This is a genomic window from Streptomyces sp. NPDC102490, from assembly GCF_044765285.1.
Classification (GTDB): domain Bacteria; phylum Actinomycetota; class Actinomycetes; order Streptomycetales; family Streptomycetaceae; genus Streptomyces.
Window position 1 is genome coordinate 607,358 of sequence record NZ_JBIWJU010000002.1, and the last position, 19,718, is coordinate 627,075.

The window sequence follows — 19,718 nt, forward strand, 5'->3', positions numbered from 1 at the left end:
CCACGTACCGCGACGATGTCGTCGCGGAGAGTTACGCTCGCTGAATGCACACAAGGCGCACCCACCGCAGGACCCGCACCGGCAGCCCCCGTTCCCGGGGCGCGCTGCTCGCCGCCGCGCTGCTCGCCACCGCCTGCTCGGCCGGGGGCGCGTCGACGTCCGCCGGGTCCCCCGCGGCCCAGGCGGTGGGCTCGACGGAGGCGGCCACGGCGACCCTGGCCCCCCTACCGAAGACCACGCCCTCCGAGCTGTCGCCGTACTACGAGCAGAAGCTCGGCTGGCGCGACTGCGGTGTCCCCGGCTTCCAGTGCGCCACCATGAAGGCCCCGCTCGACTACGCCAAGCCGGGCGAGGGCGACGTCCGGCTCGCGGTCGCCCGCAAGAAGGCCACCGGACCGGGCAAGCGGCTCGGCTCGCTGCTGGTCAACCCGGGCGGACCGGGCGGCTCGGCGATCGGCTACCTCCAGCAGTACGCGGGCATCGGCTACCCGGCGAAGGTCCGCGCCCAGTACGACATGGTGGCGGTCGACCCGCGGGGCGTGGCCCGCAGCGAGCCCGTCGAGTGCCTCGACGGCCGCGAGATGGACGCGTACACGCAGACCGACGTCACCCCGGACGACGCGGGCGAGACGGACGAGCTGGTCGACGCCTACAAGGGGTTCGCCGAGGGCTGCGGAGCCGACGCGCCGAAGCTGCTGCGCCACGTCTCGACGGTCGAGGCGGCACGCGACATGGACGTCCTGCGCGCGGTGCTGGGCGACGAGAAGCTGACCTACGTCGGAGCGTCGTACGGCACGTTCCTGGGCGCGACCTATGCCGGCCTGTTCCCGGACCGGGCGGGCCGCCTGGTCCTGGACGGCGCGATGGACCCCTCCCTGCCCGCCCGCCGCCTGAACCTGGAGCAGACGGAGGGCTTCGAGACCGCGTTCCGGTCCTTCGCGAAGGACTGCGTACGGCAGCCGGACTGCCCCCTCGGCGGCAAGGACACCACCCCCGGCCAGGTCGGCAAGAACCTGAAGTCCTTCTTCGACGACCTGGACGCCAAGCCCCTCCCCGCCGGAGACGCCGACGGCCGCAGGCTCACCGAGTCCCTCGCCACCACCGGCGTGATCGCGGCGATGTACGACGAGGGCGCCTGGCAGCAGCTGCGCGAGTCGCTGACCTCGGCGATCAAGGAGAAGGACGGCGCCGGCCTGCTGGTCCTGTCCGACAGCTACTACGAGCGCGAGGCCGACGGCGGCTACAGCAACCTGATGTTCGCCAACGCCGCCGTGAACTGCCTCGACCTCCCGGCCGCCTTCTCCTCCCCGGACGAGGTGCGCGACGCCCTCCCCGAGTTCGAGAAGGCGTCCCCGGTCTTCGGCGAGGGCCTCGCCTGGGCCTCCCTGAACTGCGCGTACTGGCCCGTGCGGCCCACGGGGGAGCCGCACCGCATCGAGGCGGCCGGCGCCACCCCGATCGTCGTCGTCGGCACCACCCGCGACCCGGCCACCCCGTACCGCTGGGCCGAGGCCCTGTCCGACCAGCTCGCCTCCGGTCACCTCCTCACCTACGAGGGCGACGGCCACACCGCCTACGGCCGCGGCAGCACCTGCATCGACTCGGCGATCAACACCTACCTGCTGCGCGGCACCGCCCCGCAGGACGGCAAGCGCTGCTCATAGCCCCCGCCCGCCCCGGAGCCCGCGCCTCCGGGGCGGGTTCGGAGCACCCCGGGAAACTGTGTAGACTTACCGACGTTGCTGATCGCACCATGGGTGCACGGCGCGCCGCCTTAGCTCAGATGGCCAGAGCAACGCACTCGTAATGCGTAGGTCTCGGGTTCGAATCCCGAAGGCGGCTCCAGACAGTATCGAGACCCGTAGGTCGGACATCCGGCCTGCGGGTCTTCTGCGTTTCCTTCTTGCTCGCGGGGCGGGCAGGCCGATCGGACCGGATGTCTGGCCGGTCGGCAGGCGCGGGGGTGGGGCGGGGGTGCCTAGCGTCGTCCGGGCAGGCGGGGCGGACCGCCGTGCAGGGAGGAGGCGTTCGATGGGGCAGCGAGGGGCGACGGCGGACCTGGCCGGGCTCGGGGTGACCACGGAGTTCGAGCCGGACGTCATGGAGGTGCTCGTCGCGACGGTGCGGCGGGCGGTGCGGAGCGAGACGGCGTGCGCGGGGACGGACACCCTGCTGGGCGAGCTGGTGATGGGGGACACGGACGCCGGGGAGGTGATCGCCCCGGGGATGCGGAAGTCCGGTGGGCTCAGTGGCTTCATACAGGGCCGGGCCGGCCGGGGCTGGGTCAGCGAGGACGAGGCACATGGCGGGCCGGGGGTGGAGGCCGACGAGGGCGAGGTCGAGGCTGCCTGGCGTGAGGCGTGGTGGCGGTTCGGGCAGGGGGTGCGCGCGTCGGCGCGGGAGGGGATGCCGGCCGGGCCGCCCGTGATGAGCGGGGCGATGCGGAGCTGTCTGCTGCGCGCGCTGGCGTCCGCGCGTGCCGAGGGGACGGTCTCCGTGCGCTGTCGGCACATCGCCAGGGCGCTGCTGGAGCTGCCGGACAGCAGGGCGAGGGAGGCGCTGCTGCTCCGGCGGCTGGACACCGCCGAGGCGCTGGCCCGGCTGGGCCGGCTGGACGCCGAGGCCGCGGGGTCGGACGACGCGAGCGGGCGGCCGGAGTCGTACGGCGTGCTGCTGCTGCGCCGGGCCGGGACGGTGGGCAGGAGCGGCAACCGGCTGTCCCGCGCGTTCACTTCGTGGACCGCGCAGTCCGGGCTGAACGGTTCACCGGTGCTGTTCGCCGTGAACGTCGAGGCCACGCGCCAGGCGGTGCGGTGCGGACGGGACGTGGCGGAACCGGTGGATCTGCTGCTGGGGGTGCTCGCCCTGGACCGGGCGCTGGCCGTGGCGGGGCATGCGCTTCCGGAGGATCTGGTGGAGGCCAACGCCGCGTCGGCGGTCCTGCGCCGGCACGGAGTGCGCCAGGTCTCCCTCGTCGCTTCGGCCGTCGCTCCGGTTGCGGCGGTGTCGGCCGACGACGCCGGGGAGGGGGAGCGGGCGCGGCTGTCCGCCGCCGCCGAACACGCCGTCGCGGTCGCCCGGCTGCGGGCCGCCGAGCGGGAGTCGCCCACCGTCGGCACCGTCCATCTGCTGTCCGCGCTGCTCGACGACGCCCACGTGGCGGAGTTGCTGGCCGCCGAGCAGGTCGGCCTTGCCGCGTTGCGGGCCGAGCTGGAGAGCCTGCCGGGTGCGTGAGAGCGGGGACGGCCGGGCGGATAGCGTTCCGGGGGTGCGGGTGCGTAGCGGTGGTCAGGAGTCCGGCGGCACGGGCGCGCCCCGGCCGTCGGTACGGGTGCGGCGTGGGCTGGGCGGTGCCGCGTACCGGGTGCGGCGTGGGCTGGGCGGTGCGTCGCGCCGGGTGCGGCGGGAGGCGGTCGCCGGGTGGGCCGCGGTGCGTGGGGCCGGGCGTCGTACGGTCGTCGTCGAGGGGGTGCTCCTCCTTCTCACCGCCGCTTTCGGGCTGGTGCCGCTGGTGCTGGTGGTCCCCGCGCGGCCGGGGCTGGCCGTGGCGGAGGCCCTGTGGGCGGTCCTGCTCGTCGCCCTGCGCCGTGGGCGACCGGTCGCCGCGGTCCTGGGGGCCGCCCCGCTGGTCGTGGGGGTCAACGTGTGGACGCTGGCGGTGGCGCCGCTCGTCGTGATGTCCGCGACCCGGCGCATCGCACCGACGCGGCGTGCGTGGCAGGTCGTCGGGGCGGCCTCGGCCGTGGTCGGGGTGCTGACCGTCGTCACCGCCCCGTTCCGGACCGAGCGCCTCGCGTTCCAGGTGGTGGGCAACGCGGTCTCCTTGGTGCTGCTCCTGGTGCTTCCCGCCCTGGCCGGAACGCTGCTCGGGCAACGGCGGCCGCTGGTCAGCCTGTTGCGTGAACGCAACGCCTATCTGGAGCGGGCCCGCGCCCTGACCGCCGAGGCGGCGCGGGCGGAGGAACGGAACCGGATCGCGGGCGAGATGCACGACCTCCTGGGGCACCGGCTGAGCCTCATCTCCGTGCACGCGGGGGCACTCGAGCTGGCGGCCGCACGGCAGGCGCCGGCCCTCGCCGGACAGACCGAGCTGCTGCGCACGACCGCCGGTACGGCGATGGAGGAACTGCGCGAGATCCTGGGCGTCCTGCGCCACGCCGACCTGGCCGGTCCGGGGGAGGACCGGTCCGGGGACGGGCGGGGGACCCGGGAGGACATCGCCGCGCTGGTGGACGAGTCCCGGCGGACCGGCGGCGCCGTCGAGCTGGACTGGTCCGTCCCCGAGGGGGAGGAGCTGGGGCCGCGGACGCGGCAGGCCATTCACCGGGTGGTCCGCGAGGGACTGACCAACGTGCTGAAACACGCGTCCGGCGCGCCCACTTGGGTGCAGGTCAGGAGCGTCGGCGGCGGGATCGAGGTGTCCGTCACCAACGCCCCGCCGCCCGTGGCCGGGCCCTCCCGCGGGGGCACGCACAGCGGACTGGCCGGCTGCGCGGAGCGGGTCGGGCTGCTCGGCGGCACGTTCGAGGCGGGCGCCCTGGTGAATGGCGGCTTCCGCGTCGCCGCCCGGCTGCCCGCCGCTGGGCGATCGGCCGCCGGTCACCCGCCCGCGGGGCACTCGTCCCCCGGCCGGCCGTCATCTCCCCGATCGTCGTCTCCCCAACCGCTCGTCCGTCCCGGGCCGGGAGGCGCCCGCGCCCCGCTGCCGGACGAGATCCTGACCTGGCCGCGGGTCCTCGGTTCGGGCTGCGCCGCGCTGGTCGTGGTGCTGCCCACCGCGGGCTTCCTCGTCGTCCTGCTGGTGCTGGCGGTCCTGGGATGAACGACTGAGCGCAGGACGGCCGTCCTAGGATGAGCCGATGATCCGAGTCCTGGTCGCCGACGACGAGGCGCTGATGCGCGCCGGAATCCGGCTCATCCTGGAGAACGCCGACGACATCGAGGTGGTCGCCGAGGCGGGCGACGGCAGGGAAGCCGCCGCGGCCTGTCGCGCCCAGGACGTCGACGTCGCCCTGGTCGACGTCCAGATGCCGGTCCGCGACGGTATCGCCGCGGCCGAGGACATCTCCCGTCTCTCGCCCCGCACCTGTGTCGTGATGCTGACCGCCTTCGGGCAGGACGCGCATGTGACGCGGGCCCTGCGGGCCGGGGCGAGCGGCTTCCTGCTCAAGGACACCGGCCCCGCCGACCTGATCCGCGCCGTCCAACTCGCCGCCAGGGGCGAGCCGGTGCTGGCCCCCCGGATCACCCGGCAGCTGCTGGAGCGGCACGTGCGGTCCGGCCGGGACACCGAGGCCGCGCTGCGCCGGATCGACGAACTGGCCCCCGCCGAACGCGATGTGCTGCGGCTGCTCGGCACCGGTCTGTCCAACGGGGAGATCGCCGACCGGCTGTATCTGAGCGCCGGTACGGTCAAGGCGCACATCAGCCGCATCCTTACCCGCACCGGCTGCGCCAACCGCGTCCAGGCCGCCGTCCTCGCCCACGACGCCGGGCTCCTCGACGCGCCGTAGGTCACCGCCCCTTCGCCTGCCCCCTCCCGCTCACTTCGCGTCGGCGTAGCACTCCACCACCGCCGTCGTGAACGGGAACCGCACCGGCGTCGGCCCGAAGGTCAGCCGTCCGGCCAGCTCCGCCGCGTCCCGGATCGCCGCGACGACGGTGTCGGCCTCCTCCTCGGGACAGTGCACGATCACCTCGTCGTGCTGGAAGAAGACCAGCTCGGCCGCCATGTCCGCGCAGGTCCGGCGCAGCGCGGCGAGCAGCAGCAGGGCCCAGTCGGCGGCACTGCCCTGGACCACGAAGTTACGGGCGAAGCGGCCCCGTGCGCGGGCGTTGGAGGACGCGTACCCCGGCACCCACTCCTGCGGACGCTCCCCGGAGTCGGCGGCGCCGGAGGGGTCGTCCTGCGGCAGGCCCGCCTCCTCGGTGCCGTCGGCCGCGCCGGCCGCGGGCGGGCAGGTGCGGCCCAGCCAGGTGCGCACGAGCCGCCCCTCCTCGCCCGCGCGGGCCGCGTCGTCGACGTACGCCACCGCGCGGGGGAAGCGGCGTCGGAGCGCGGCCAGGTTCTTCAGGCCGTCGCCGGAGGTCTGGCCGTAGACCGCGCCGAGCACGGCGAGCTTGGCCTGGGCGCGGTCGCCGGAGAACGCGCGGTCGGAGACGGACTGGTAGAGGTCGGTCTCGCGCCCCGCCACCTCCATCAGACCGGGGTCGCGGGAGATCGCCGCCAGCACGCGCGGCTCCATCTGGTCGGCGTCGGCGACGACCAGCCGCCAGCCCGGGTCGGCGACGACGGCCCGCCGGATCACCTTGGGGATCTGAAGTCCGCCCCCGCCGTTGGTGACCCAGCGTCCGGTGACGGTGCCGCCGGCCAGGAACTCGGGGCGGAACCGCCCGTCGCGCACCCAGTCCTGGAGCCAGGACCAGCCGTGGGCGACCCAGACGCGGTACAGCTTCTTGTACTCGAGCAGCGGCTTCACGGCCGGATGGTCCAGCGACTCCAGCTCCCAGCGGCGGGTGGAGGCGACCTTCACCCCCGCCTGCCCGAACGCCTTGACCACGTCCGCGGGCAGATCGGGCCGCACCCGGCGCCCGAACGCCGCCGACACCTCGTCGGCCAGCTCGGCCAGGCGGCGCGGCTCGCCCCCGCCCGCATACCGCTCGCCCAGCAGGTCGTGCAGGACCTGGCGGTGCACGTCGGCCCGCCAGGGCAGCCCCGCGCGGTTCATCTCGGCGGCCACCAGCATCCCCGCCGACTCGGCGGCCGTCAGCAGCCGCAGCCGGTCGGGGTGGGCCGAGCGGTCGTGGCGGCGCTGCTGCTCGGCGTAGACGGCGAGCAGGTCGGACAGGGGGAGGCGGACGGCCTGGGGTTCGAACAGCGGGGACTGCGCGCCGGGCTCGGCGGAGCGCTGCGGCGGGTCGGGCGGTACGGGGCCGCCGTGCAGCCGGGCCAGGGCGGCCGCGGCCGAGCGCGGCTCCCCGTACCGCCCCTCGTGGCCGAGCAGGAGGGTCTCGGCGGCCTCCACGTCGTAGCACCGCTCCACTCGCGCTCCCGCGGCGAGCAGGCGCGGCGCGATCTCGGCGGTGGACCGCCACACCCAGCGTGTGACGTCCGGTCTGCTCCGCACGGCCTCGGCGGGACCGGGCTCCCGCCGCACCGGTCCGGCGGGCAGCCCGTCGGGGCCGAGGGCGGCGACCTCCACGCCACCGTCCTCGGCCACCGCGAGCGCCCACCTCTCGGCCATGTCGCGAGTGTCGCAGGCGGGTCTGACAACGCCCCGACAACGCCCCCGCGACGACGACCCCCAGCCCGCCTTCGCCCAGCCCGCCTTCGCTCAGCCCGCCTTCGCTCAGCCCGCCTTCGCTCAGCCCGCCTTCGCTCAGCCCGCCTTCGCTCAGCCCGGCTTCGCCGCAGGCCGCCTTCGCCCAGCCCGGCTTCGCCCAGCCCGGCTTCGCCCAGCCCGGCTTCGCCCAGGCTGGCTTCGCCCAGGCTGGCTTCGCTCAGCCCGCCTTCGCTCAGCCCGCTTCGGGCGCGGGTCCGGTCGTCCCAGTCTCTCCGGTCTCGTCCTGGGTGATCTGGATGAACTCCGCCAGCGCGTCGACCACGTACCGCTCGGCCGCCTCCTTGTCGAGGCCGAGCCCGCTCAGCACACCCTCGCCGTGCTCGTGCTCCAGCAGGGCGAGCAGGATGTGCTCGGTGCCGATGTAGTTGTGACCCAGACGCAGGGCCTCGCGGAAGGTGAGTTCGAGGACCTTCTTGGCCGCGGCGCCGTAGGGCACCAGTTCCGGGACCTCCGCGGCGGCCGGCGGGAGTGCGGCGGTCGCCGCCTCGCGGATCGCGTCGAGGGTCACGCCCTGCGCGGCGATCGCCTTGGCGGACAGGCTCTCGCGCTCGGTGATCAGGCCGAGGACGAGGTGTTCGGGCAGACCCTCGGTGTTGCCGGCGGCCTTGGCCGTGTTGTGGGCGGCCATGACGGCGTTGCGCGCGCGGTTCGTGTAGCGGCTGAAGCCCTGGCTCGCGTCCAGGTCGGCCGACTCCTTGGGCACGAAGCGCTTCTGCGCCGCTTGCCGGGTGACGCCCATGCTCTTGCCGATGTCCGTCCAGGACGCGCCCGAACGCCGGGCCTGGTCCACGAAGTGGCCGATGAGGTGGTCGGCCACCTCTCCGAGGTGCTCGCCGGCGATGACGGCGTCCTGGAGCTGCTCCAGCGGTTCCGGATGCACCTTCTTGATCGCGGTGATGAGTTCGTCGAGGCGTACGGATGACGTGATGCTCGGGTTCGTCGGCATGTGTCAACCGTAGGTTGCACCCCTCTGACTGTCAACTCATGGTTGACAGTCGGAGGGGCGGGCTCCGCGGCTCCGCGTCACTTCGGCGACGCCACCACCAGACGTACCGCGAGCCCCGTGAACACCGTCCCGGAGACGATGTTGAGCCAGCGGTTGACCCGGGCGCTGCGCCCGAGGAGACCGGCCAGCCGCCCCGAGAGCAGCCCGACGAAGCCGTCCCACAGGAAACCCATCACCACCAGCGTTCCGCCGAGCACCAGCAGCTGGCCGGGGACGTGCCCGAGCGCAGGGTCGACGAACTGCGGCAGGAACGCCACGTTGAAGAGGATCACCTTGGGGTTGAGCAGGTTGGTGATCGCGCCCTGCCAGAAGGCCCGCCGCATCCCCGCGCCCCTCGGCGCCGAGCCGTCCCCGCCCGGCACCGACCGGTCCCGGAACGCCTTCACCGCCAGGTACAGCAGATAGGCCGCGCCCGCCCAGCGCAGCACGTGGTACAGCGTGGGCAGCGTCGTGAAGAGGGCCGACAGCCCGAGGGCCGCGGCGACCGCGTGCACGAGCATCGCGCAGGCCACCCCGAACGCGGCCATCACACCGGCCGTGGGGCCGCCCCGCCCGCCCATCGCGACGATGAACATCAGGTCGGGGCCCGGAGTGACGCACAGCGCGAAGGCGGCGACGAGGAACGCCGCGTAGAGAGTCATGTCCACCATGCGTGCCATGGTCGACGCCGGGCGGTGCGGCCCTGGCCGCATTCCGCGGAGTGAGACGGGCCCGGCGGCCGTGGCACCATCGCCGGGTGAGTACGTCCCGCACCGTCGACCGTGCCTTCGAGACCGCCCTGTACGACACCGCCGACGCCGCCCTCGACGGCGCCGCCTCGCTGCTCGCGGCCGATCCGGCGGCGGACGCGGAACTGGCCCGGCGCGGCGAGGAGTTCGTGGCCACGGCCTGGCGGCGCGGCTGGCAGCCCGCCGACCTGGTACGGATCGTGCGGCGCGAACTGGACGACACGCACGTACGGCTGGTGGCCGAACTGATCCGCGCCCAGGCGCCGCACGACCGTGCGCGCGGCCCCCGCTGGGCCGCGCAGCTCGACGACCTGCCGGACGCGGACGGTACGGCGCCGCCCCGCACCGACCGCTTCTCGCACGCCACCGCCGTACTGGAGCTGTACCGCCTGCTGGTGCGGCTGCCCGGCCTGGAGTCCCTGGAGGGCGGTCAGGCGCCGCGTCGGGACCGGGAGAGCCGGCCGGAGTCCCGGGCTCTGGCCCGCATCCGCGCGCTGCTCGCCAAGGCCGAGGCGACCGGGTACCCCGAGGAGGCGGAGGCGCTGAGCGCGAAGGCACAGGAGCTGATGGCCCGGCACAGCGTCGACGAGGCGCTGCTGGCCGCGCACGCGCCCTCGCCCGACACCCCGGGCGCCTGCCGGATCGGGGTGGAGCCTCCCTACGAGCAGGCCAAGGCGGTACTGCTGGACGCGGTGTCCGACGCCAACCACTGCCGGGCGGTGTGGAACGAGCCCTTCGGCTTCTCCACCGTCGTCGGCTTCGAGGCCGACCTGGAGGCGGTGGAGCTCCTCTACACCTCCCTGCTGGTGCAGGCCGAGGCCGCGATGACGAAGGCGGAGGCCGGGCAGCGGGCCGGCGGGCGCAAGCGCACCAAGTCCTTCCGGCAGTCGTTCCTCGCCGCCTACGCCCACCGCGCGGGCACCAGGCTGCGGGCCGCCGCGGAAGCGGCCACGGGGGCGGCGGCGGACGCGGACCTGCTACCGGTGCTCGCCTCCCGCGAGGTCGCGGTCACCGACCGCATGGAGCGCATGTTCCCGGAGACGACCACGACCCGCCTGCGCGGCGCCGCGGACGCGGCCGGCTGGACGGAGGGCACCCGGGCGGCCGACGCGGCCCGGGTCGGCCGCCACCGGCCGCTGAACCGGGGCTGAGGCCGGGCCGGCGCCGACCGTCCGGCCCCGCTCCCCGCTCAGGAACCGATGCCGGTGGTCGGCAGGCCCGGCGGCAGGGAACCGCCCTCCGACTTGGTGTACGTCTCCTCGCCGAGGCCGCCCTCCCAGGCCACCGTGAGCGAGGTGGCGTCGACCGAGGCGACCTTGCCGGTCGACCGGTCGTCGCTGCCGCCGGTGCACTTGAGGCGGATCGTCCGGGTGCCGGAGGTGTCGCCCGCCGTACCGCTGCACACGGTCCCGCCGGTGGCGAACAGGGCCGCCTTGTCGCCGGTGACCATCAGGGCGACGGCCTGGCCGTCGGCGGTCGCCAGCCAGCTGCCCTCCAGCTCGCCCGCGGCACCGGCGGACGGCGATCCACCGGTGCCGCCCGGGTCCGTGCTCGCGGACGCGCCGGGCGCCGCCGAGGACGTGCCGCCGCCCGAGCCGTCGTCGGAGCCCCCGTCGTCGGTGCACGCGGTCAGGGCCAGCGCGCCCGCCAGCCCGAGGCCCAGCGCCACGGCCCGCACGGACCGGCGCGCCCGACGGCCCGAGCCCCCGCCGTGCGGCTCACCCCCGCGCGGCACGGTCGCCGTACCCGCGGCCCGCACCGTACGTGCCGCGTTCTCCGTGCTCGCCGTGTTCTCCGCAGTCGCCCACGTCACCGGAAGCTCCAAGCTGTAGCCGGACGGCCGTTCGGCCCCGAACAGCCGCAAGCTACCAGGAGGACGTGCGCACCCCGGGAAGATGTCCGGCATGCGCCTGCTCGCGCAGATTCACCCGGGAGAGCCCGAAGACCCGGAAGTATCCGCGCGGGCGCCCGTCCACCTGATCGCGGTTGCGCACCCGCGTGGGGCTCGCGTCGCGCGGCTGCCGGCGCAGTTCCCGCTGGGCGGCGAGCCGTTCGGCCTCCGTGGACGAGGGCCGGCGGACGATCTCCTTCAGCTCGGCCCGCCGCGCGGCGTAGCGCGCGACGACCGCCCGCCGCTGCTCGTTCTTCGCGATCTTGCTCTTCTTCGCCATCAGATCCTCACTCCCCGGGCGCGGATGCGCGCCACGGCCGCCTCGACGCCGATCGAGTCGACCGTCCTGATCCCCTTCGTGCTCAGCCGCAGCCGCACGTGCCGGTTCTCGCTCGGCAGCCAGTACCGCTTGGTCTGGATGTTGGGGTCGAAGCGGCGCGAGGTGCGCCGGTGGGAGTGGGAGACGCGGTTGCCGAAACCGGGCCGGGCCCCGGTCAGCATGCAGTGGGCGGACACGGTGACGTACCTCTCCTCCGGACCGGACGGGCCCTAGCTGTTAATGGAATTCATTTTCAGTAAGATAGCAGCATGGCACGCAACGAACTCCGTCCGGTCATCAAGCTCCGGTCCACCGCCGGGACCGGCTACACCTACGTCACCCGCAAGAACCGCCGCAACGACCCGGACCGGCTGGTCCTGCGCAAGTACGACCCGATGGCCGGCCGCCACGTCGACTTCCGAGAGGAGCGCTGAGCGCCGTGCGCAAGGGCATCCACCCCGAGTACCGCCCCGTCGTCTTCCGCGACCGGGCCGCGGACTACGCCTTCCTCACCCGCTCCACCATGACGAGCGAGCGCACGATCGAGTGGGAGGACGGCCGCACCTACCCGGTCGTCGACGTCGAGATCTCGCACGTCAGCCACCCCTTCTACACCGGCACCGCCCGCGTCCTGGACACCGCCGGACGCGTGGAGCGCTTCGAGCGCCGGTACGGGAAGCAGGAGGAGGCATGAGCGGGCCGGGCCGCTTCCCCGAACCGCCGGTGGTGATCGTCGGCGGGCTGCACGCCGACGCGCGCAGGGCGGCCGTGGCCCGGCTGCTCGCGGACGTGCCCGGCGGCGTCGTCCTCCACCACGACCTGGCGACGGCCGCCGCGGGCACGGTGGTCCGGACCGTGCGGGACGCCACCGGCCTCCGCTCCGCCGGTGAGGCGCCCCTGGTCAACGACTGCGCGTGCTGCGCGCTGCGCGAGGACCTCGTGCCCGAGCTGGTCCGGCTCGCCCAGGCCGGAGGCGTGCCGCTGGCGGTCGTCGAGCTGTGGGACTCCGTCGAGCCCAAGGCGATGGCGGAGGTGGTGACGGCCGGCGGTTTCACCGTCACCGGCGTGGTCACCGCCGTCGACCCCGCCCTGGTGCTGCCGTACCTCGGCAACGGCGACGACCTCGCCGACGGCGGTCTCGCCGCCGCGGCCACCGACCGGCGCACCGTCGCCGACACCTTCGCGCGGCAGCTGGAGTACGCCTCCGTCCTCGCCCTCGCCGAGTCCCTCCCCGGCTCGCCGGAGGCCGACGACGAGGACCACGAGCTGCTGGCCCAGCTGCACCCGACGGCCCGCCGGGTCCCGATCGGCCACGGGAACCCGGCGGGCGCACCACCCGCGGGCCCGGAGCTGGCGCGGGCCGCCCTCGCCGGGTTCGACGTGGAGGCCGCGGCCGCGGCCCAGCACCCGGCCTGCGCCCTGCTGCCCGCGGAGGCCGACGCGCACGGCGTCGCCACCCTGGTCTGGCATCGCCGCCGCCCCTTCCACCCGGAGCGGCTGTACGCGGCGCTGGAGGACCTGACCTGCGCCGCGGCCCGCAGCCGGGGGCGGTTCTGGCTCGCCGGCAAGGGGGACACGCTGCTGCACTGGGACGCCGCGGGCGGTGCCCTGTGCGTGGAGAGCGCGGGACCGTGGCTCGCCTCGCTCCCCGACGCCGCCTGGGACCTGGTGCCGCCCGTGCGCCGCGCCGCCGCCGCGCTGGACTGGCACCCCGAGCACGGTGACCGCTGCCAGCACCTGGTCTTCACCTCCCCCGGCCTCGACCGCGACGGTCTGGAACGGCTCCTGGAGTCCTGCCTGCTGACCGACGCCGAGTACGCCGCGGGGCAGGCCGCCTGGGACCGGCTGCCGCCCGCCTTCGACACCCTCCTGGAGGTCTGACCCCATGCCCCGACCCCGCAAGGACGACCGCACGCCCGCCCGGCAACGGCCCAATCCGCTGGACCAGGCGGGAGTGACGTACGTCGATTACAAGGACACCGAGCTGCTGCGCAGGTTTCTCTCCGACCGCGGCAAGATCCGCAGCCGCCGCGTCACCCGCGTGACGTCCCAGCAGCAGCGGCAGCTGGCCAGGGCGATCAAGAACGCCCGCGAGATGGCGCTGCTGCCGTACGGCACGCGCTGAGCCGCCCGCCGCACCTCGCGCACCGCCGACACCACCGGGTCCCGCCCGCCACGAACGCGCCGGGCGGGACCCGGTGGTGTCGCAAGTTGTTGCATATTCTTCGAATTCGGGGGCACATGCGGGAACGACTTCCCGGGTCCCGGCGTCGTAGAGGGCAGGGCTCGGTAAAGCGGTCGTCACAGCTGTAACCGCGGGAACACCGCGCGTGCACGTGCATTTGCTCATGCATCCGCACGTGAACAGGGTTATGATCCGGATCAGTTGACCACTGCATCAATGGCCACATCAGCCAGTGCACACCGGGGAGCGACCTGTGGACCACGACGTGTACGACGTGTACAACGGCATGGCCGCCACGCAGTTGCACGACGCGGCCTGGCAGAAGAGCCGGCGCAGCAACTCGCAGGGATCGTGCGTGGAGTTCGCGCGCCTGCCCGACGGCGCGGTGGCGGTGCGCAACTCCCGCTTCCCCGACGGTCCCGCGCTGGTCTACACGCGTGCCGAGATCGAGGCCATGCTGCTGGGCATCAAGGACGGCGAGTTCGACCACCTGATCGCGAGCTGATCGCAAGCCGGTCCCGGCCCGCCCGCCCAACCGACCGGGTGGTGCCTAGACGCGGAACAGCGCCCAGACCACCTTGCCGTTGAGGGTTCCGGCGAGCGGGTGCCAGCCCCAGCTGTCGCTGAAGGAGTCGACGAGGAACAGGCCGCGGCCCGACTCCGCCGAGAAGTCGTCCGTCTCGCGGGCCACCGGGCTGTCGTGGCTGGGGTCGCGCACCGCGCACACCAGCCGCTCGGTCCAGCGCATCAGATGCAGCCGTACCGGACCGTGCCGCTCGTCGTGGCGCGGGAGGCCCGCGGGCAGGCCGTGGCGCAGGGCGTTGGTGACGAGTTCCGAGACCACCAGGCAGATGTCGTCGAAGCGGTCGCCGGTGTCCCAGCCGTCGAGCGTTCTGCGGGTGAACCGCCGGGCCTCGCGCACCGCTTCGAAACGGGGCGGCAGGGCGCAGGAGGCGGCGCTGGACACGGCTGCGGGGTCGAGTGGCGGAAGGCCCTGCCGTAACGGCTCGAGCATGGTCGATCCATTCGTCCCCATGCGAGGCACTCCCGGGAGTTCGCGGTCGTAGCGATGCGGCGCGGTGGTGCGGGGACCATGGTTTCGGATGCGTACCTCAGATGCAAGGGCAGATGCACGTGCACGTGACCGAAATAGTCCTGCCCGTACCGCTTGTTGGTCAATTTTTCCGTCATCTTCGCCTCCCCTTCATCTCGTCGGGCGGCCGGTTCTGTCCCACCCCGTGCAGGGTCCTGCACGATTCCTTTGGCTCGATTCCGTTTCCGTAACCGGACGAGTACTGCTCGGAGTGTTTTAGTGGCAGACTGCGGCCCCTGAAGACGGTTGGGGAGGCTGGCGAACGTGAGCGCGGGAGAGCCCGGATCGGTGGTGCGGCGCATGCTGCTCGGATCACAACTCAGGCGACTGCGTGAGACGCGGGGGATCACGCGGGAGGCCGCGGGCTACTCGATCCGCGCCTCCGAGTCGAAGATCAGCCGGATGGAGCTGGGCCGGGTGAGCTTCAAGACGAGGGACGTCGAGGACCTGCTGACGCTCTACGGCATCACGGACGAGCAGGAGCGCGCCTCCCTGCTCTCCCTGGCCAAGGAGGCCAACGTCGCGGGCTGGTGGCACAGTTACTCCGACGTGCTGCCCAGCTGGTTCCCCACCTACGTGGGCCTTGAGGGCGCCGCCTCGCTGATCCGGGCCTACGAGGTGCAGTTCGTGCACGGCCTGTTGCAGACCGAGGAGTACGCCCGCGCGGTCGTCCGGCGCGGCATGAAGGGCGCCGGCGAGGCGGACGTCGAGCGGCGGGTGGCGCTGCGCCTGGAGCGGCAGAAGCGGCTGGTCGCGGAGACCGCCGCCGAGTTCCACATCGTGCTCGACGAGGCCGCCCTGCGCCGCCCGTACGGCGACCGCGAGGTGATGCGCGGGCAGCTCCAGCACCTGATCGAGGTCTCCGAACGCCCCAATGTGCGCCTCCAGATCATGCCGTTCGGCTTCGGCGGCCACTCCGGCGAGAGTGGCGCGTTCACGCTCCTCAGCTTCCCCGAGTCCGACCTCTCGGACGTCGTCTACCTGGAGCAGCTCACCAGCGCGCTGTACCTGGACAAGCAGGAGGACGTCACCCAGTACGAGACGGCGCTGAAGGAACTCCAGCAGGACAGCCCGGGGCCGGACGAGAGCCGGGACCTTCTGCGGGGTCTCCTTCAACTCTCGTAAAACGTAAGTACGATGACGCTCAATCAGGCGGCTCGCTCGCGGCGGCTGCGGCAGTTGAGGGGATTGAGGGAACACATGTCGTCGTACTTCACCGACCTCGCCCAGCAGTACATCGACGGCGAGTGGCGTCCGGGCACCGGCTCCTGGGACATCATCGACTTCAACCCGTACGACAACGAGAAGCTGGCCTCGATCACGATAGCCACCGTCGACGAGGTCGACGCCGCCTACCGGGCCGCCGAGCGCGCGCAGAAGCAGTGGGCCGCGACGAACCCGTACGCGCGCCGCGCGGTGTTCGAGAAGGCCCTGCGGCTGGTGGAGGAGCGCGAGGCGGAGATCAGCGAGGCGATCATCGCCGAGCTGGGCGGCACCCGTCTGAAGGCCGCCTTCGAGCTGCACCTCGCCAAGGAGTTCCTGCGCGAGGCGGTCCACCTGGCGCTGCGCCCCGAGGGCCGGATCATCCCCTCGCCGGTCGACGGCAAGGAGAACCGCGTCTACCGGGTGCCGGTCGGCGTCGTGGGCGTCATCAGCCCCTTCAACTTCCCCTTCCTGCTCTCCCTGAAGTCGGTCGCCCCGGCCCTCGCCCTGGGCAACGGCGTCGTCCTCAAGCCGCACCAGAACACGCCGATCGTCGGCGGCACCCTGGTCGCGAAGATCCTCGGGGACGCGGGACTGCCGGGCGGCCTGCTCAACGTCGTCGTCACCGACATAGCGGAGATCGGCGACGCCTTCCTGGAGCACCCGGTCCCGAAGGTCATCTCCTTCACCGGCTCCGACAAGGTGGGCCGCCACGTGGCCACGGTCTGCGCCGCGCACTTCAAGCGCTCGATCCTGGAACTGGGCGGCAACAGCGCGCTGGTGGTCCTGGACGACGCCGACGTCGACTACGCGGTCGACGCCGCCGTCTTCAGCCGCTACGTCCACCAGGGCCAGGTCTGCATGGCCGCCAACCGCGTGCTGGTCGACCGCGCGGTGGCCGACGAGTTCACCGAGAAGTTCGTCGCCAAGGTGAAGACCCTCAAGACCGGCGACCCGCGCGACCCGGCGACCGTCATCGGCCCGGTGATCAACTCCTCGCAGGCGGAGGCGGTCACCGGCGTCGTCGAGCAGGCCCTCGCCGAGGGCGCCACCGCCCTGGTGCGCGGCTCGGTCACCGACAACCTGGTCGAGCCCTGTGTCCTGACCGGTCTGCCCGCCGACTCCGCGCTGCTGCGGCAGGAGGTCTTCGGCCCGGTCGCCTTCCTCGTCCCCTTCGACGGCGAGGAGGAGGCCGTACGCCTCGTCAACGACACGCCGTACGGGCTGAGCGGCGCCGTGCACACCGGGGACGTCGAGCGCGGGGTCGCCTTCGCCAAGCGGATCGACACCGGCATGTTCCACGTGAACGACGGGACCGTGCACGACGAGCCGATCGTGCCCTTCGGCGGCGAGAAGCACTCCGGCATCGGCCGCCTCAACGGCGACACCATGCTGGACGCCTTCACCACGCAGAAGTGGATCTCGGTGCAGCACGGGCGGAGCGGGTTCCCGTTCTGACCCCGCCTCGCACGGGCCCTAATCTGGACCCATGTCAGCGATCCGTCTCCTCGTGCTCGGCGCCGTCCGCCAGCACGGGCGGGCCCACGGCTACCAGGTGCGCAACGACCTGGAGTACTGGGGCGCGCACGAGTGGTCCAACGCCAAGCCCGGTTCGATCTACCACGCGCTGAAGCAGATGGCGAAGCAGGGACTGCTCCTCGCGCACGAGATCGCGCCGTCCACGGCGGGAGGGCCGCCGCGGGTGGAGTACGAGATCACGGAGCAGGGCACCGAGGAGTACCTCACCCTGCTCCGCGACTACCTCACCGCCTACGACCAGCGGCCGGACGTGCTCACCGCGGCGCTCGGCTTCATGGTCGACCTCCCGCGCGAGGAGGCCCTCGCGCTCCTGGAGGAGCGGGTGCGGAAGATCGAGGAGTGGCGGGCCGCCGTCACCGAGTACTACCTGCCCGCGGAGGGGCCCGGCCAGTACGGGCACATCGGCGAGATCATGAACTACTGGGTGCACTCGGCCGACTCGGGCGCCGAGTGGACCCGCGGCCTCATCGCCCGCGTCCGGGGTGGCGCGTACACCTTCGCCGGCGAGGGCGAGCCGTTCGTCGGGGTGCTGGCGGAGGGCGAGGAGAACCCCTTCGCGGCGGGGCGGCCGCACTACGGGGACGCTCGCTAATCAAGTTTGACTAAGAGGGTGGGAGGGCATACCTTCGTGAGCCGCTAGTCAAATTTGGCTAGCCTGGGTCGAAGGGGGAGTGGCAGTGGCCGACACGGCGATCACCGTCGAAGGCGCACGCAAGCGGTACGGCGGCAAGGACGCACTGGACGGGCTCGATCTGACCGTCACGCGCGGCACGGTGCACGGCGTACTGGGCCCGAACGGAGCGGGCAAGACCACCCTGGTCCGGATCCTGTCCACGCTGCTGCGGCCCGACGCGGGCCGCGTCGAGGTGGCGGGGCACGACGTCGTCGCCGAGGCGTACGCGGTACGGCTGCGCATCGGCCTGCTCGGCCAGCACGCGGCGCTCGACGAGGAACTGGGCGGCCGGCAGAACCTGGAGATGTTCGGCCGCCTCCACCACCTGGGCGCCCGGCGGGCCCGCGCGCGGGCCGGCGAACTGCTCGCGCGCTTCGGCCTCACCGACACCGGACGCAAGCCGGTCAGCGCTTACAGCGGAGGCATGCGGCGCCGCCTGGACCTGGCCGCGTCCCTCATCACCGACCCGGAGGTCCTCTTCCTGGACGAACCGACCACCGGCCTCGACCCGCGCGGCCGCGCCGAGGTGTGGGACTCGGTCCGCTCCCTGGTCGGCGCCGGTACGACGGTCCTGCTCACCACCCAGTACCTGGAAGAGGCCGACCAGCTCGCCGACCGCATCTCGGTCGTCGACGCGGGACGGGTCGTCGCCGACGGCACGGCGGACGAACTCAAGGCCGCCACCGGCGGCGACCGCGTCGACGTCGTCCTGCGCGACGTCGGTCAATTGGGCGCCGCGGTGGCCCTGCTGCCGCTCACCGGCGTCCGCGTCGACCCCGACCGGCGGCTGCTCAGCGCCCCGGTCACCGACCGGATGGCGGCGCTCTCCGGCGTCGTACGGGCGCTGGAGGAGGCCGGGATCGAGGCCGAGGACGTGGCGCTGCGCCGGCCGACTCTGGACGAGGTGTTCCTGCACCTCACCGACCGCACGAAGGAGACCGCGTGAGTACGAGCACCCTCGCCCCCACCACCCCCATGGCCCACGCCCTGTCCGACTCCTGGACCATGACCCGCCGTGAGCTGGCCCGTTGGGGACGGCAGCCGGTGACGGTCGTCGTCAACCTGGTCTTCCCGGTCATGCTGCTGCTGATGTTCGGCTACCTGGTCGGCGGCGGCCGGGGCGTGAGCGGCGAGTACGTCGACTACCTGGTCCCCGGCATGCTGGCCCTCACCATGGCCTTCGGTCTGGAGGGCACCATGATCGCCGTCACCCAGGACCTCAACAAGGGCGTCGTCGACCGCTTCCGCTCCCTGCCCATGGCCAACGGGGCGGTCCTGGTGGGCCGTTCCGCCGCCGACATGCTCCAGTCGGCGCTCGGCCTCGCCGTACTGACCGGCGTCGGGTACGCGCTGGGCTGGCGCGCCCACGGCGGCCCGGGTGCCTTCCTGGGCGCGGTGGGGCTGCTCCTGCTCTTCCGCTTCGCCATGCTCTGGATCGGCATCTTCCTGGCCCTGGTGGCCGGGAAGCCCGAGCTGGTGCAGGCGGTGCAGATCCTGGTCTGGCCGGTCGGCTTCCTGTCCAACGCCTTCGCCACGCCCGGCTCCATGCCCGGCTGGCTGGGCACGGCCGTCCAGTGGAACCCGATGTCCCAGACCGCCACGGCCGTCCGCGACCTCTTCGGCGGCCCCGGCGGCGAGCCCGGCCACGTCTGGGCGGCCGTCGCCTGGCCGCTGGCGCTGCTCGCGGTGTTCTTCCCCCTGGCGGTGGCGAGGTTCGCCCGGCTGAGCCGGTGATGCG

At 73.3% G+C, this 19,718-nt stretch carries 22 protein-coding genes, 1 tRNA gene and 1 pseudogene; 17 read left to right on the forward strand and 7 right to left on the reverse strand.

What is annotated here, in order from left to right; translation table 11 throughout:
- The first annotated feature begins 44 nt into the window (after positions 1-44).
- From ACIRGB_RS06190 to ACIRGB_RS06210, 5 genes are all read left to right on the forward strand, one after another.
- Positions 45-1,664 (forward strand): alpha/beta hydrolase, encoded by a 1,620-nt coding sequence (locus tag ACIRGB_RS06190; RefSeq protein WP_403859113.1) that lies wholly within the window; start codon positions 45-47, stop codon positions 1,662-1,664.
- A gap of 104 nt (positions 1,665-1,768) precedes the next feature.
- Positions 1,769-1,845 (forward strand) — tRNA-Thr (locus ACIRGB_RS06195).
- Positions 1,846-2,031: 186 nt separating this feature from the next.
- Entirely contained in the window at positions 2,032-3,234 is a 1,203-nt protein-coding gene (locus tag ACIRGB_RS06200; RefSeq protein WP_403859115.1) for a Clp protease N-terminal domain-containing protein, read from the forward strand.
- Between the two features lie 34 nt (positions 3,235-3,268).
- Positions 3,269-4,822: a sensor histidine kinase gene (locus tag ACIRGB_RS06205; protein ID WP_403859117.1), complete on the forward strand. Its 1,554-nt coding sequence runs from the start codon at positions 3,269-3,271 to the stop codon at positions 4,820-4,822.
- Positions 4,823-4,859: 37 nt separating this feature from the next.
- On the forward strand, positions 4,860-5,513 hold the full coding sequence (locus tag ACIRGB_RS06210) for a response regulator (protein ID WP_403859119.1): 654 nt from the start codon (positions 4,860-4,862) through the stop codon (positions 5,511-5,513).
- 30 nt (positions 5,514-5,543) lie between these two features.
- On the opposite strand, the gene ACIRGB_RS06215 is transcribed toward ACIRGB_RS06210, so the two are convergent.
- Positions 5,544-7,244, reverse strand: coding sequence for a bifunctional 3'-5' exonuclease/DNA polymerase (locus ACIRGB_RS06215; RefSeq protein WP_403859121.1), 1,701 nt, complete (start codon positions 7,242-7,244; stop codon positions 5,544-5,546).
- An 81-nt stretch (positions 7,245-7,325) separates the two neighbouring features.
- Between ACIRGB_RS06215 and ACIRGB_RS06220 the strand changes: the two are divergent.
- Positions 7,326-7,574, forward strand: a pseudogene (locus ACIRGB_RS06220) (pentapeptide repeat-containing protein); the annotation flags it as partial.
- On the opposite strand, the gene ACIRGB_RS06225 reads toward ACIRGB_RS06220, so the two are convergent.
- Entirely contained in the window at positions 7,516-8,289 is a 774-nt protein-coding gene (locus tag ACIRGB_RS06225; RefSeq protein WP_403859123.1) for a Clp protease N-terminal domain-containing protein, read from the reverse strand. The pseudogene ACIRGB_RS06220 and the gene ACIRGB_RS06225 sit on opposite strands and share 59 nt — an antisense overlap.
- A 77-nt stretch (positions 8,290-8,366) precedes the next feature.
- Positions 8,367-8,999: a LysE family translocator gene (locus ACIRGB_RS06230; RefSeq protein ID WP_403859125.1), complete on the reverse strand. Its 633-nt coding sequence runs from the start codon at positions 8,997-8,999 to the stop codon at positions 8,367-8,369.
- An 86-nt stretch (positions 9,000-9,085) separates the two neighbouring features.
- On the opposite strand from ACIRGB_RS06230, the gene ACIRGB_RS06235 reads away from it, so the two are divergent.
- A complete protein-coding gene (locus ACIRGB_RS06235) occupies positions 9,086-10,228 on the forward strand; it encodes a DUF2786 domain-containing protein (RefSeq protein WP_403859127.1) in 1,143 nt (380 codons plus the stop codon).
- A 38-nt stretch (positions 10,229-10,266) separates the two neighbouring features.
- Here the strand turns inward: ACIRGB_RS06235 and ACIRGB_RS06240 are convergent, their stop codons facing one another.
- From ACIRGB_RS06240 to rpmB, 3 genes are all read right to left on the reverse strand, one after another.
- Complete coding sequence (locus ACIRGB_RS06240; RefSeq protein ID WP_403859324.1) at positions 10,267-10,755, reverse strand: hypothetical protein; 489 nt, start codon at positions 10,753-10,755, stop codon at positions 10,267-10,269.
- A 187-nt stretch (positions 10,756-10,942) separates the two neighbouring features.
- On the reverse strand, positions 10,943-11,248 hold the full coding sequence (rpsN, locus tag ACIRGB_RS06245; protein ID WP_403859129.1) for a 30S ribosomal protein S14: 306 nt from the start codon (positions 11,246-11,248) through the stop codon (positions 10,943-10,945).
- Entirely contained in the window at positions 11,248-11,484 is a 237-nt protein-coding gene (gene rpmB, locus ACIRGB_RS06250) for a 50S ribosomal protein L28 (RefSeq protein WP_403859131.1), read from the reverse strand. Before rpmB ends, rpsN begins: the two co-directional genes overlap by 1 nt.
- 72 nt (positions 11,485-11,556) lie before the next feature.
- Here rpmB and rpmG point away from each other — a divergent pair, with 72 nt between their 5' ends.
- From rpmG to ACIRGB_RS06275, 5 genes are all read left to right on the forward strand, one after another.
- Positions 11,557-11,721: a 50S ribosomal protein L33 gene (rpmG, locus tag ACIRGB_RS06255; protein WP_007451968.1), complete on the forward strand. Its 165-nt coding sequence runs from the start codon at positions 11,557-11,559 to the stop codon at positions 11,719-11,721.
- Between the two features lie 5 nt (positions 11,722-11,726).
- Positions 11,727-11,981 carry a type B 50S ribosomal protein L31 gene (locus tag ACIRGB_RS06260; RefSeq protein ID WP_403859133.1) on the forward strand — a complete coding sequence of 85 codons (255 nt, stop codon included), beginning with the start codon at positions 11,727-11,729 and terminating at the stop codon, positions 11,979-11,981.
- On the forward strand, positions 11,978-13,168 hold the full coding sequence (locus ACIRGB_RS06265) for a CobW family GTP-binding protein (protein WP_403859135.1): 1,191 nt from the start codon (positions 11,978-11,980) through the stop codon (positions 13,166-13,168). The genes ACIRGB_RS06260 and ACIRGB_RS06265 overlap by 4 nt, the downstream gene beginning before the upstream one ends.
- A gap of 4 nt (positions 13,169-13,172) precedes the next feature.
- Positions 13,173-13,412, forward strand: coding sequence for a 30S ribosomal protein S18 (gene rpsR / locus ACIRGB_RS06270; RefSeq protein ID WP_403859137.1), 240 nt, complete (start codon positions 13,173-13,175; stop codon positions 13,410-13,412).
- A 313-nt stretch (positions 13,413-13,725) separates the two neighbouring features.
- On the forward strand, positions 13,726-13,977 hold the full coding sequence (locus ACIRGB_RS06275; protein ID WP_059301673.1) for a DUF397 domain-containing protein: 252 nt from the start codon (positions 13,726-13,728) through the stop codon (positions 13,975-13,977).
- A gap of 45 nt (positions 13,978-14,022) precedes the next feature.
- On the opposite strand, the gene ACIRGB_RS06280 is transcribed toward ACIRGB_RS06275, so the two are convergent.
- Positions 14,023-14,487 (reverse strand): ATP-binding protein, encoded by a 465-nt coding sequence (locus ACIRGB_RS06280; protein WP_403859139.1) that lies wholly within the window; start codon positions 14,485-14,487, stop codon positions 14,023-14,025.
- 378 nt (positions 14,488-14,865) lie between these two features.
- Here ACIRGB_RS06280 and ACIRGB_RS06285 point away from each other — a divergent pair, with 378 nt between their 5' ends.
- The 5 genes from ACIRGB_RS06285 to ACIRGB_RS06305 all read left to right on the forward strand — a co-directional run bounded on the left by ACIRGB_RS06285 (position 14,866) and on the right by ACIRGB_RS06305 (position 19,714).
- Entirely contained in the window at positions 14,866-15,690 is an 825-nt protein-coding gene (locus tag ACIRGB_RS06285) for a helix-turn-helix domain-containing protein (protein WP_403859326.1), read from the forward strand.
- Between the two features lie 75 nt (positions 15,691-15,765).
- A complete protein-coding gene (locus ACIRGB_RS06290; RefSeq protein WP_403859141.1) occupies positions 15,766-17,226 on the forward strand; it encodes an aldehyde dehydrogenase family protein in 1,461 nt (486 codons plus the stop codon).
- 31 nt (positions 17,227-17,257) lie between these two features.
- Positions 17,258-17,899, forward strand: coding sequence for a PadR family transcriptional regulator (locus tag ACIRGB_RS06295; protein ID WP_403859143.1), 642 nt, complete (start codon positions 17,258-17,260; stop codon positions 17,897-17,899).
- Between the two features lie 85 nt (positions 17,900-17,984).
- On the forward strand, positions 17,985-18,926 hold the full coding sequence (locus ACIRGB_RS06300; protein ID WP_403859145.1) for an ATP-binding cassette domain-containing protein: 942 nt from the start codon (positions 17,985-17,987) through the stop codon (positions 18,924-18,926).
- A gap of 29 nt (positions 18,927-18,955) precedes the next feature.
- Positions 18,956-19,714 (forward strand): ABC transporter permease, encoded by a 759-nt coding sequence (locus tag ACIRGB_RS06305; protein ID WP_403859328.1) that lies wholly within the window; start codon positions 18,956-18,958, stop codon positions 19,712-19,714.
- Positions 19,715-19,718: the final 4 nt, after the last annotated feature.

Bases quoted from the DNA above. Each gene is read 5' to 3' on its own strand.
- ACIRGB_RS06225 (WP_403859123.1), bottom strand. From the start codon at position 8,289: ATGCCGACGAACCCGAGCATCACGTCATCCGTACGCCTCGACGAACTC.
- ACIRGB_RS06280 (WP_403859139.1), bottom strand. From the start codon at position 14,487: ATGCTCGAGCCGTTACGGCAGGGCCTTCCGCCACTCGACCCCGCAGCC.
- ACIRGB_RS06230 (WP_403859125.1), bottom strand. From the start codon at position 8,999: ATGGTGGACATGACTCTCTACGCGGCGTTCCTCGTCGCCGCCTTCGCG.
- ACIRGB_RS06190 (WP_403859113.1), top strand. From the start codon at position 45: ATGCACACAAGGCGCACCCACCGCAGGACCCGCACCGGCAGCCCCCGT.
- ACIRGB_RS06210 (WP_403859119.1), top strand. From the start codon at position 4,860: ATGATCCGAGTCCTGGTCGCCGACGACGAGGCGCTGATGCGCGCCGGA.
- rpmG (WP_007451968.1), top strand. From the start codon at position 11,557: ATGGCACGCAACGAACTCCGTCCGGTCATCAAGCTCCGGTCCACCGCC.
- ACIRGB_RS06295 (WP_403859143.1), top strand. From the start codon at position 17,258: ATGTCAGCGATCCGTCTCCTCGTGCTCGGCGCCGTCCGCCAGCACGGG.
- rpsN (WP_403859129.1), bottom strand. From the start codon at position 11,248: ATGGCGAAGAAGAGCAAGATCGCGAAGAACGAGCAGCGGCGGGCGGTC.
- ACIRGB_RS06285 (WP_403859326.1), top strand. From the start codon at position 14,866: ATGCTGCTCGGATCACAACTCAGGCGACTGCGTGAGACGCGGGGGATC.
- ACIRGB_RS06265 (WP_403859135.1), top strand. From the start codon at position 11,978: ATGAGCGGGCCGGGCCGCTTCCCCGAACCGCCGGTGGTGATCGTCGGC.
- ACIRGB_RS06305 (WP_403859328.1), top strand. From the start codon at position 18,956: ATGGCCCACGCCCTGTCCGACTCCTGGACCATGACCCGCCGTGAGCTG.
- ACIRGB_RS06290 (WP_403859141.1), top strand. From the start codon at position 15,766: ATGTCGTCGTACTTCACCGACCTCGCCCAGCAGTACATCGACGGCGAG.
- ACIRGB_RS06215 (WP_403859121.1), bottom strand. From the start codon at position 7,244: ATGGCCGAGAGGTGGGCGCTCGCGGTGGCCGAGGACGGTGGCGTGGAG.
- ACIRGB_RS06200 (WP_403859115.1), top strand. From the start codon at position 2,032: ATGGGGCAGCGAGGGGCGACGGCGGACCTGGCCGGGCTCGGGGTGACC.
- rpsR (WP_403859137.1), top strand. From the start codon at position 13,173: ATGCCCCGACCCCGCAAGGACGACCGCACGCCCGCCCGGCAACGGCCC.